Consider the following 10,850-nt stretch of genomic DNA (forward strand, 5'->3'; position numbering starts at 1 on the left):
TACCAGGCGCTGGCCACCTGCGCCGGCGAAGCGCCCGTCTCGTCGCCAAGACGCAGGACGAAGGTGGTTCCCATCCGGTTGACGAGGCGATTGACCAGTTGCGTGCTGATGATGTCCCGCTGCAGCGGATGTGCCGCCATCTGTGCCCGGCAGGAGTCCTGCAGGACGCTCGGGAAGTAGCTCTGCAGCAGGTCACGAACATCGCCACTGTCGGGCAGATCGGAGGACAGCAACGCCTCCTTGAGGGCGATCTTGGCGTAGGCCAGCAGCACGGCGATCTCGGGCGCGGTCAGTCCGCGCTTCTGCTGGCCGCGCTCGGCGAGACCCTTGTCGTCGGGCAGGAACTCGACGGCACGGTGCAGGGCGCCGCGCGCTTCGAGACTGCGGATCAGCCGCGCATGTGCCGGCAGCAGCTCGCCTGCAGTGGCGACTTCGAGCGCGATCGCCTGCGTCTGCTGGTAGTTGTCCGCCAGCACCAGAGCCGCCACCTCGTCGGTCATCGAGGCGAGCAGCGCGTCGCGCTGCCTGCCGGTCATTTCGCCACTGGCGACCAGGCCGGCGAGCAGGATCTTGATGTTGACCTCATGGTCGGAGCAGTCGACACCGGCCGAATTGTCGATCGCGTCGGTGTAGATGCGGCCGCCGTTGAGGGCAAATTCGATGCGGCCCTTCTGGGTGAGGCCGAGGTTGCCACCCTCGCCGACCACGCGTGCCCGCAACTGGCCGGCATCGACGCGCAGGATGTCATTGGCGCGGTCGTTCGCCTCCTGATGACTCTGACTGCCAGCCTTGACGTAAGTACCGATGCCGCCGTTGTAGAGCAGGTCGACCGGCGCCTGCAACAGGCTGCGGATCAGTTCGGGCGGCGACATCTGGCCGGCGTCTGTCGCCAGCCAGGCCTGCACCTGTGGCGACAGCGGAATCGTCTTGGCGGTACGCGACCAGACGCCACCGCCGTCCGAAATCGACGCCGGATCGTAGTCGGCCCACGACGAGCGCGGCAGGTCGAACAGGCGCTGTCGCTCGGCATGGCTGCGCGCCGCGTCCGGATCGGGATCGATGAAGATGTGGCGGTGATCGAAGGCGGCAAGGAGCCGGATTTCGCGCGACAGCAGCATGCCGTTGCCAAAGACGTCGCCCGACATGTCGCCGATGCCGACGACGGTGAAGGGTTCCCTCTGGATGTCGCGACCCAGCTCGCGGAAGTGCCGCTTGACCGCTTCCCAGGCACCGCGGGCGGTGATGCCCATCTTCTTGTGGTCGTAGCCGACCGAACCACCCGAGGCGAAGGCGTCACCCAGCCAGAAACCGTATTCGATGGCGATGCCGTTGGCGATGTCCGAGAAGCTCGCCGTCCCCTTGTCGGCGGCAACGACCAGATAGGGATCGTCGCCGTCACGCCGGCGGACGCCGGCGGGCGGCACTACCCGCCCGCCGACCAGATTGTCCGTCAGGTCGAGCAGGCCACGGATGAAGGTCGAATAGCAGGCGACACCCTCGGCCTGCCAGGCTTCCCGGTCACTCGCCGGCGGCAAGCGCTTGCAGACGAACCCGCCCTTCGAGCCCAGCGGAACGATCACGGCGTTCTTGACCATCTGCGCCTTGACCAGTCCGAGCACCTCGGTGCGGAAGTCCTCCATCCGGTCCGACCAGCGCAGACCGCCACGGGCGACGCGCGCGCCACGCAGGTGCACACCCTCCAGCCGTTCGCTATAGACAAAAATCTCGTACAACGGCGTTGGTGCCGGCAGGAAGGGGATCTCGCGCGAGGACAGCTTGAACGACAGGTAGGCCTTCGCCTGGCCATCGCTGGCCGCCTGGTACGCGTTGGTGCGCAGCGTCGCCGAGATGACCGTCTGCAGGGCCGAGAGAATCCGGTCGTCATCGGGATTGCTGACCTGCAGCAGCGCCATGGTCAGTTCGTCGCCCAGTGCAGCGGCACGGGCAGCATCGGCCGTCGGGGCAAAAAGCGCGGCGAAGAGTTCGACGAGGCGACGGGTGATGTCGAAGTGGGTCGCCAGGCAACGCTCGACGTAGGCCTGGCTGAATGGCAGTCCGGCCTGCCGCAGGTAGCGGCTGTACGCGCGCAGGATGCCGATCTGGCGCCCATCGAGACCCGCCAGCAGCACCAGGCGATTGAAGCCGTCGTTCTCGGCCTGGTCGCGCAACAGGCGTTCGAGCAGATCGAGGAAGGCCTGCCGCGTCGCTTCGTCGTCGAGCGCTCGCGCGTCGGGCAGGCGGACGGCGAAGTCGGCAATGTGCAGGTCCCCCGCCGGCAGGCTGAACGGCTGCTCGGAGAGCACGGTCAGGCCGAGGTTCTCGAGCACCGGCAGGATCGCCGACAGCGGTCGCGGACGGCCGCGGCGAAAGAGCTTCAGGTGCTGGTGCGCGCCGTCGTCGCCCTGCGCCGCGCTCAGCTTGACTTCGACGAGGCCGCTCCGTTCGGCGGCCTGCAGGCAGTCGAGATCCGACACCGCAGCGGCCGGAGTCACCCGCTCCTGGTACGACAGGGGCAATTCGCTCGCGAAGCGGCGCAGCAGGCGGTTGCCATGCTCCTCGCCATAGTGGCCGACGAGATTCTGCTTCAACTCGTCGCTCCAGCCGCGCACGATGCGCGCCGTCTGACGCTCGATCGCCGCGGCATCGTACGCGTAGTCAGTCCCGGCCGGCGTGCGGGCAATGAAGTGCAGGCGCGCGAGACGCGACTCGCCGATGGTGACGAAGTAGTCCACCCGTTCCGCGGCCAGCGTTTCGTATAGCAGCGCCGAGATGCGCTTGCGCACCGTCGTGTCGAAACGGTCACGCGGCATGTAGGCGATGACCGAAACGTAGCGCCGCCAGCGGTCATCACGCATGAAGACACGTACCTGCTCGCGCTCGTGCAGCGCGACGATGCCGCGGGCGATGCGCACCAGGTCGGCATGCGCGATCTCGATCAGCTCGTCGCGCGGATAGGTCTCGAGGACGTTGAGCAGGGTCTTGTCGCGGTGGCTGCGGGTGACGAAGCCAATCTCCTGCCGCGCGGCGGCCACCTTCTGCCGCAGCAGCGGGATTTCGGTCGCCGACACATGATAGACATGCGCCGTGTACAGGCCGACGAAAGCGCGCAGGCCGACGATGCGGCCGCTGCCGTCGAGACGCTTGACGCCGATGAAGTCGAGATAGGCCGGACGATGGACCGATGAACGGGCGTCGGCCTTGACGAGGATCAGCGGCGATGGATCCCTGCCCAGTTCGCTGATTTCGCCCGGAATCGCCGCCAGGCAGCTGCCAAAGCGCGGGTGGCCGGCGTGCCTCAGGATGCCGAGGCCACTGTCGGCGACCCGGGCCAGGCGGTGCTCGCCGGCAGCGACCAGGTACTCTGCAGCGCCAAGGAAGACGAAGTTGTTGGCGGCGATCCAGTCGAGGTACTCGGCAGCCTCGACCGCCTCGCCCACCTCGGCGTCGGCGGCGAGTTCGGCGGCTGCTGCGCGCATGTGCCGCTGAATGGCGGCACCATCGTCGACCGCCGACCGCACGTCGGCGAGGACGGCGGTGATTTCCTGCTGCAGCTCGTCGACCTCCGAACTGTCGCCGATGCGGTCGATCTCGAGATGAATCCAGGACTCGGTCCGACTGCCCTGCCCGCCATGTGGAGTGATCCGCTGCAGGCCGCCGTCGGGCCCGCGTTCGGCGCCGAGCAGGGGGTGCAGCAGACGGTGGATCGCCAGCCCACGGCGATAGACGAGCATGGTGATCGAATCGACGAGGAAAGGCATGTCGTCGGTGACGACGTCGATCACGGTATGCGGCGAGTGCCAGCCGTGGCGATCGAAGTCGGGCGTATAGAGGGCGAGCACCGGTTGCCGCGGCGACCGGCGCTCACCGAGGCGATGATGCTGGACGGCGGCACCGACGAGTTCTTCCGGACTCGCGTCGCTGCCGCCGGCAAAATCGAAGTCGACGTAGTAGCAGTCGAGAAAGCCGGCGACCGACGCTGACAGCCTCAGGCGAGCGGCGATATCGTGTAGGTCGCGGCGCAGGTTGCTTGCGGTTTCAGAGATCGTCGCCATGGCGCTCTCCTTGGACAGGGACGGTGACAACGCGGCGCCCGGCAGCGGTCGGCGCCAGGTGCAGGATCAGCGGCGGTGACGGCGGCGAGGCCCATCCGACGGCAGACCCGGTGCTTGACCACGGAATGGCAGCGCCACCGGCGCGCCACCATTCTCAGTGATGCAGAATCTTGGCCAGGAACTGCTGCGCCCGCTCGGAGCGCGGATTGCCGAAGAACGCCTCCTTGCTGTCGTCCTCGACGATGCGGCCCTGATCCATGAAGATCACGCGGTTGGCGACGCGGCGGGCAAAACCCATCTCGTGCGTCACGCACATCATGGTCATTCCTTCCTGCGCCAGTTCGGTCATGACGTCGAGCACCTCGTTGATCATCTCCGGATCGAGCGCCGATGTCGGTTCGTCGAAGAGCATGCAGATCGGGTCCATCGACAGCGCCCGGGCGATCGCCACCCGCTGTTGCTGTCCACCGGAGAGCTGGCCGGGGTATTTCTCGGCCTGCACCCGCAAGCCGACACGGTCGAGCAGCTTCAGCCCTTTCTCACGCGCCTGTTCCGGGTTGCGACCGAGCACCTTGACCTGCGCGATCGCCAGGTTGTCGATGATGCGCATGTGCGGGAAGAGCTCGAAGTTCTGGAAGACCATGCCGACCGTCGAGCGCAGCTTCGAAAGGTTGGTCTTCGGATCGCCGACCGAGACGCCATTGACGATGATCTCGCCGCTCTGGAAGGGCTCGAGGCCATTGACGCACTTGATCAGTGTCGACTTGCCCGATCCGGACGGCCCGCAAACGACGATCACCTCGCCCTTGTGGACCTCCGTCGTGCAATCGGCGAGAACCTGGAAGGAACCGTAGTGCTTGCTGACCTTGTTCATCGAAATCATCGAAGTCTCCTCGCGACTGTGTCCGACCGGCCTCAGGCCGTCTTCATCCTGTTCTGGTAGTGGCGGACGACCCGCGATGCAGCAAAGCAGAGAACGAAGTACACCGCGCCGGCAAAGAGCAGCAACTCGACCAGCCGACCGTCGCGGTCACCGACCTTGTAGGCCGCGCCGAAGAAGTCGGCGAGGGCCGAGACATAGACCAGTGAGGTGTCCTGGAAGAGGATGATTCCCTGCGTCAGGAGCAGCGGCACCATGTTGCGGAACGCCTGCGGCAGAACGACCAGCCGCATCGCCTGGCCGTAGGTCATGCCGAGCGCGCTCGCAGCCGCCATCTGCCCCTTGGGCACCGACTGGATGCCGGCACGGATGATCTCCGAGTAATAGGCGGCCTCGAAGAGCGCGAAGCCGGCGATCGCCGAGGTCAGTCGCATGTCGGTGCCGCGCGGCAGGCCGAACAGGCTCTCGAGCAGGTGCGGCACGATCAGGAAGAACCACAACAGCACCATCACCAGCGGCACGGCGCGGAAGAGGTTGACGTAGCCGGCGGCGAACCACGACAGCGGCGTGATCGACGACAACCGCATCAACGCCAGCAGCGTTCCCCAGACGATGCCGAAGACGACGGCGCTGAGCGTGATCTCGAGCGAGATCTTCATCCCGTCCCAAAGGAAGGGCAGCGCATTCGGAATCGACGACCAGTCGAACTCATGCATCTCACTTTCCTCCGATGTAGCCGGGAACGCGCACGTGCGCCTCGACCCAGCGCATGCCGAACATCACCACGACGTTCAGCAGCAGGTAGGCGACGGTGACGGCGATGAACGACTCATAGGGCTGTGCCGTGTAGTCGACCAGCTGCCGGCCCTGGGCAGCCAGTTCGAGCAGGCCGATCGTGGAGCAAACTGCCGAGTTCTTGAAGATGTTGAGGAACTCCGAGGTCAGCGGCGGCACGATCAGGCGCACCGCCATCGGCAGCATGACATGGCGATAGGTCTGCGGCAGCGTGAAGCCGAGCGCCAGACCGGCGTTCTTCTGCCCCGGCGGCAGCGAGTTGATCCCCGAGCGCACCTGTTCGGCGACCCGCGCACTGGTGAACAGCGCGAGACAGACCATCGACGACAGGAACTGCTGCACGATCGGGTTGGTCTGCTTGAACGCGTTGCCGAGCTTCTCCGGCAGCAGTTCGGGCATCACGAAGTACCACAGGAAAAGCTGCACGAGCAACGGGATGTTGCGGAAGACCTCGACATAGGCCGTCGCGATGCCGGCCAGCCAGCGGTTGGGAACCGTGCGCAGGACGCCGACGACGGCGCCGAGCAGCAGCGCGATCACCCAGGCGGACAACGACAGGCCGATGGTCATCTTCAGCCCGTAGAACATCCAGCCGAGGTAGGTCGAGTCGTCGCCGGTCGCCGTCGGCTGCAGGAAGACTCCCCAGTTCCAGTTGTAGGCCATGTCGCCCCTCCCGCGTCACGGGTGCAGCAGCCGGACGGCCCGCGCAGGCCGCCGGCTGCCCAGCCGAATGCCTAATCGAATGCCTTGTCGTTCGGCGACTTGTAGATGTTCTGCACCGCCGTCGACAACGGGAAGTTGAGGTTCAGCCCCTTCGGCGGGATGGGCTGCAGGAACCATTTGGCGTAGATCTTCTCGGCCTCACCGGAAGTCATCACCTTCGCCAGAGCATTGTCGACCACCTTCTTGAACGCCGGGTCATCCTTGCGCAGCATGCAGCCGTAGGCTTCGTACGACTGCGGCGTGCCGACCACCACCCAGTCGCTCGCCCGCTTGGCCTTGGCCATTTCACCGTAGAGCAGGGCATCGTCCATCATGAACGCCACCGCGCGGCCGGTCTCGAGAGTCAGGAACGACTCGCCGTGATCCTTGGCGCTGATGATGTTCATCTTCATCTGCTTCTCCTCGTTCATCTTGCGCAGCAGACGCTCCGAGGTGGTACCGGCAGTCGTGACGACGTTCTTGCCGGCGAGATCGGGGAAGTCCTTGATCCCCGAGTCGGTCTTGGTCATCAGGCGGGTACCGATGACGAAGATCGAGTTCGAGAAGCCGACCTGTTTCTGGCGCTCGGTATTGTTGGTCGTCGAACCACATTCGAGGTCGACCGAGCCATTCTGGACCAGTGTGATGCGGTTCGCCGAAGTGACCGGCAGCAGGCGGACATCGAGCTTCGCCAGTTTCAGCTCCGCCTTGATCGCGTCGACGACCTTCAGCATCAGCTCGTGCGAGTAGCCGATGACCTGCTGCTTGTCATCGTAGTACGAGAAAGGGATCGACGACTCGCGATGACCGAGCGAGATCGCGCCGGTATCCTTGATCTTCTTCAGTGTCCCGGTCAGTTCCTGCGCCATGACCGGCGCCGACAACAGACTGGCAACGAAAGCGGCGACGAACGCGCCGCGCAGCGAATGTTTCAACATCGTGTCTCCTTCCTTCCGGGTGGAATGGTGTATCGGCTGTTTCGGCCATGCCGAGCGCCGCGATTGTGGCATGAGTTGCAACCCGCGCCAAGCCATGTTTCGGTCATGAAATCTGCCCGGCGTCGCCGCTTTGCTCACCTGACGGTCGTAGGACCGGCTTCAGGCCTTACAATTCCCGCCCATTGCACGCGGCAGGAGCGCAAGACCACTGATGCAGCCGGCACCGATCCGTTACAGCATTGTCCCGAGCAAGCCGGCAGCGCACCTGCTCGAAGTGCGCTGCACGCTGCCCGGACCCGCCACCGACGGCCAGCGCTTCGCGCTGCCCGCCTGGATCCCGGGAAGTTACCTGATCCGCGACTTCGCCCGCCACATCGTCGCCATCCGAGCCGAGAGTCGCGGTCGGCCGGTCGCCCTGCGCAAGCTCGACAAGCACACCTGGCAGGCGGCGCCAGTCGCCGGCGGTGACGAGCTGAGCATCATCCACGAGGTCTACGCCTGGGATCTCTCGGTGCGCGGCGCGCACGTAGACCAGACACACGCCTTCTTCAACGGCAGCAACGTCTTCCTGCGCGCACTCGGACACGAGGACCGGCCGTGCCTGGTCGACATCCGCCGCCCGGGCGGCCATTCCCATTCCGGCTGGCGCGTCGCCACGACGCTGGCGCTGGCGACGGGTGAGCCGGGCGCCGCCAGACGGCACGGCTTCGGCCTCCATCGTGCGAACAACTACGACGAACTCATCGATCATCCGGTCGAGATGGGCCACTTTGACCTGGCCGCCTTCAGCGCCTGCGGCATCCCGCACGAGGTGGCGATCAGCGGTCGCCACGACTGTGACCTCGAGCGCCTGACGGCCGATCTGCAGCGCATCTGTGAGTGGCAGATCCGCCTCTTCGGCGAACCGCCACCGATGCCGCGTTACCTCTTTCTCGTCACCGCCGTCGGCGAAGGTTACGGCGGGCTGGAACACCGGTCGTCGACCGCCCTGCTGTGCGCCCGCGACAGCCTGCCGTGGCCGGGAATGCGCGGTCTGCCAGAGGCTTACCGGGGCTTTCTCGGCCTCTGCAGCCACGAATACTTCCACGCCTGGAACGTCAAGCGGATCAGGCCCGCCGCCTTCGTCCCCTACAACCTGGATGCCGAGAACTACACGACGCTGCTCTGGGCGTTCGAGGGGTTCACCTCCTACTACGACGACCTGACGCTGTTGCGCTGCGGCCTGATCCGTCGCCAGGAGTGGCTCGACCTCATCGGCCGCACGATCGACAAGGTCTGCAACGAGCCCGGACGTTTGCGGCAGACGCTCGCCGAGTCGAGCTTCGACGCGTGGACGAAATACTACCGGCCGGACGAGAACACACCGAACACGGTCGTCAGCTACTACGCCAAGGGCGCGCTGGTGGCGCTGGCGCTCGACCTGAAGCTGCGCGCCGAGACCGCCGGCCGGGTCACGCTCGATCAGCTGATGCGCGCCCTCTGGCAGCGTCACGGCGACGCGGCGGGCGTCGCCGACGACGACATCCGGTTGCTCGCCGAGGAACTTTCCGGTCTCGACCTGGGCGCTTTCTTTTCTGACGCGGTGCATGGCACGAGCGATTTCGACCTGGCGCGACTGTTGCGGCCTTTCGCCATCCGGCTCCGGCGCCAGCCGGCAGCACGCACACCTTCGCTCGCGGTGAAGACGGCCGCCGAGGGCAACGAGCTGCGCCTGGCGACGGTCTATGACGGCGGTCCGGCGCAGGCGGCCGGACTCGCCGCCGGCGATGTCCTGCTGGCGATCGACGGCCTGCGGGTGACGCCTGCCACTCTCGAACGCCGGCTCACCCGGCACAGCGCCGGCGATGTGCTGCGGCTGCACGTCTTTCGCCGTGACGAACTGATGGAGTTCTCGCTGCGGCTCGGCGAGCCGGCGCGCGACCGCCACCATCTGCAATTGCTGCGACAGCCCAACCGGCTGCGCGAGGAGTGGCTGCAATGACCAACCTGGCTGCGCTGCGCAAGAGCTACGAGAAGGCCGAACTGAGCGAGGACGCATCGCACGCCGATCCGCTCGCACAGTTCGCGCAGTGGCTCGGAGAAGCGATCAGCGCGCAACTGCCTGAACCGAATGCCATGACGCTGGCCACCGTCGACCAGGCGCAGCGCCCCTCGACCCGGGTCGTGCTGATCAAGGGTTACGGTGCCGACGGCATCACCTGGTTCACCAACTACGACAGCCGCAAGGGCCGCGAACTCGCCGCCAACCCGTGGGCGGCCCTGCAGTTCCACTGGGTCGAACTCGAGCGTGTGGTGCGCATCGAGGGTCGGGTCGACAGGGTCAGCGCTGAAGAGAGCGACGCCTACTTCGCCAGCCGCCCGCTCGATTCCCGAATCGGCGCCTGGGCCAGCCCGCAGAGCGAGGTGATCGCCAGTCGCGCGATCCTCGTCGCCAACGCCGCGCACTACGGCGCGCGCTTCCTGCTGCAGCCGCCTCGCCCGCCGCATTGGGGCGGCTACCGCCTGCGACCCGACCGCTGGGAGTTCTGGCAGGGGCGAAAGAGCCGGCTGCATGATCGCCTGCGCTACCGTCTGGACGACGACGGGCAGTGGCTGCGCGAGCGGCTGGCGCCCTGAGACGGGAACCGGCGACGCAGCGGACGGGACGCCGCCGAGAGCCTGGCCTGATGCCGCACCGCGGAGCAACCAATTGCCGTTCGCCTTGGACCCGGGCTACTGGCACCAGCTAGTCGTCGCGCGGCACGACCCGCTCCCACGGCCCCGGACACTGCATCACCGCCGGGTAGTAACCGCCGTTGGCACGGCAGTAGTACCAGTATCCGGGCTCCAGAGGCTGGCCCGCTTCCTGCTCCTGGACCGCTGCGTCGGCACCCCTTTCAACATAGACGACCGGCGGCGGCACCGCCACCACGGGCGGGTAGACGACCGGCGGCGGGTAGTACAGTGGCGGGCCCCAGGGCCAGCCCCAGCCCGGTGCGGCACCGAAGTAGAAGCCGACACCCGGACCGTAGGGTCGCCAGCGCGGACCATAGTAGCCGCCGGGCGGGCCGTAATAGCCGCCCCGCGGTCCGTAGTAACCACCGCGTGGCCCAGGGTAACCACCGCGCCCGCCGACCGCGACGACGCCGCCGGAGACCGAGGCTGTGCCGTAGCCACGCGCTTCAGCCATGCTGGAGAGGGGTTGCCAGGCCAGCAGCAGAAACAGTGCCGCGATCGTCTTCTTCATCATCAACTCTCTCCGCTGCCGCATTTCGCCGGCGCCAGGGCTACGGGCTTCGCGCGCTCGCCGGGATGCAGGCTTCAGCGCTGGCGGTCGACCGCCTCTGCCCGACCCCGCATCCGGCCTCATCCCGGAACAACGCAGCTCGGGCGTTTCCCGCCGACAGAAGATGCACGGCGAGCATCCGCTCAAGTGTCTTCGGACCGGCTGTTAGTGGCTGCGAAGAAGCGCGGATATCTGGCGCGCAAAGATGGCGGAGAATG

The 10,850-nt window shown here is 66.5% G+C and carries 8 protein-coding genes; 2 read left to right on the forward strand and 6 right to left on the reverse strand.

Going from position 1 to position 10,850, the window contains the following annotated elements; genetic code table 11:
- From NFW30_RS15275 to NFW30_RS15295, 5 genes are all read right to left on the reverse strand, one after another.
- Positions 1-4,052 (reverse strand): NAD-glutamate dehydrogenase (locus NFW30_RS15275; protein ID WP_295372333.1); only part of this gene is annotated, 4,052 nt, incomplete at its 3' end.
- A 154-nt stretch (positions 4,053-4,206) separates the two neighbouring features.
- Positions 4,207-4,935 carry an amino acid ABC transporter ATP-binding protein gene (locus NFW30_RS15280; protein ID WP_295356084.1) on the reverse strand — a complete coding sequence of 243 codons (729 nt, stop codon included), beginning with the start codon at positions 4,933-4,935 and terminating at the stop codon, positions 4,207-4,209.
- A gap of 32 nt (positions 4,936-4,967) precedes the next feature.
- Positions 4,968-5,648, reverse strand: a complete 681-nt coding sequence (gene gltK / locus NFW30_RS15285) for a glutamate/aspartate ABC transporter permease GltK (protein ID WP_295356082.1) — start codon at positions 5,646-5,648, stop codon at positions 4,968-4,970.
- 1 nt (position 5,649) lies between these two features.
- On the reverse strand, positions 5,650-6,390 hold the full coding sequence (locus tag NFW30_RS15290) for an amino acid ABC transporter permease (RefSeq protein WP_295356081.1): 741 nt from the start codon (positions 6,388-6,390) through the stop codon (positions 5,650-5,652).
- Between the two features lie 71 nt (positions 6,391-6,461).
- Positions 6,462-7,367 carry a glutamate/aspartate ABC transporter substrate-binding protein gene (locus NFW30_RS15295; protein WP_295356078.1) on the reverse strand — a complete coding sequence of 302 codons (906 nt, stop codon included), beginning with the start codon at positions 7,365-7,367 and terminating at the stop codon, positions 6,462-6,464.
- Between the two features lie 211 nt (positions 7,368-7,578).
- Between NFW30_RS15295 and NFW30_RS15300 the strand changes: the two genes are divergently transcribed.
- Both NFW30_RS15300 and pdxH read left to right on the forward strand, forming a co-directional pair.
- The gene (locus NFW30_RS15300; protein WP_295356076.1) at positions 7,579-9,348 is read left to right on the forward strand and encodes a PDZ domain-containing protein; all 1,770 of its coding nucleotides are present in this window, start codon (positions 7,579-7,581) and stop codon (positions 9,346-9,348) included.
- Positions 9,345-9,983, forward strand: coding sequence for a pyridoxamine 5'-phosphate oxidase (pdxH, locus tag NFW30_RS15305; RefSeq protein ID WP_295356074.1), 639 nt, complete (start codon positions 9,345-9,347; stop codon positions 9,981-9,983). Before NFW30_RS15300 ends, pdxH begins: the two co-directional genes overlap by 4 nt.
- Positions 9,984-10,092: 109 nt before the next feature.
- On the opposite strand, the gene NFW30_RS15310 is transcribed toward pdxH, so the two are convergent.
- The gene (locus tag NFW30_RS15310; protein WP_295356072.1) at positions 10,093-10,596 is read right to left on the reverse strand and encodes a hypothetical protein; all 504 of its coding nucleotides are present in this window, start codon (positions 10,594-10,596) and stop codon (positions 10,093-10,095) included.
- Positions 10,597-10,850: the final 254 nt, after the last annotated feature.

It is taken from the genome of Accumulibacter sp., assembly GCF_023806635.1.
Lineage (GTDB): Bacteria > Pseudomonadota > Gammaproteobacteria > Burkholderiales > Rhodocyclaceae > Accumulibacter.

Bases quoted from the DNA above. Each gene is read 5' to 3' on its own strand.
- NFW30_RS15280 (WP_295356084.1), bottom strand. From the start codon at position 4,935: ATGATTTCGATGAACAAGGTCAGCAAGCACTACGGTTCCTTCCAGGTT.
- gltK (WP_295356082.1), bottom strand. From the start codon at position 5,648: ATGCATGAGTTCGACTGGTCGTCGATTCCGAATGCGCTGCCCTTCCTT.
- NFW30_RS15290 (WP_295356081.1), bottom strand. From the start codon at position 6,390: ATGGCCTACAACTGGAACTGGGGAGTCTTCCTGCAGCCGACGGCGACC.
- NFW30_RS15295 (WP_295356078.1), bottom strand. From the start codon at position 7,367: ATGTTGAAACATTCGCTGCGCGGCGCGTTCGTCGCCGCTTTCGTTGCC.
- NFW30_RS15300 (WP_295356076.1), top strand. From the start codon at position 7,579: ATGCAGCCGGCACCGATCCGTTACAGCATTGTCCCGAGCAAGCCGGCA.
- pdxH (WP_295356074.1), top strand. From the start codon at position 9,345: ATGACCAACCTGGCTGCGCTGCGCAAGAGCTACGAGAAGGCCGAACTG.
- NFW30_RS15310 (WP_295356072.1), bottom strand. From the start codon at position 10,596: ATGATGAAGAAGACGATCGCGGCACTGTTTCTGCTGCTGGCCTGGCAA.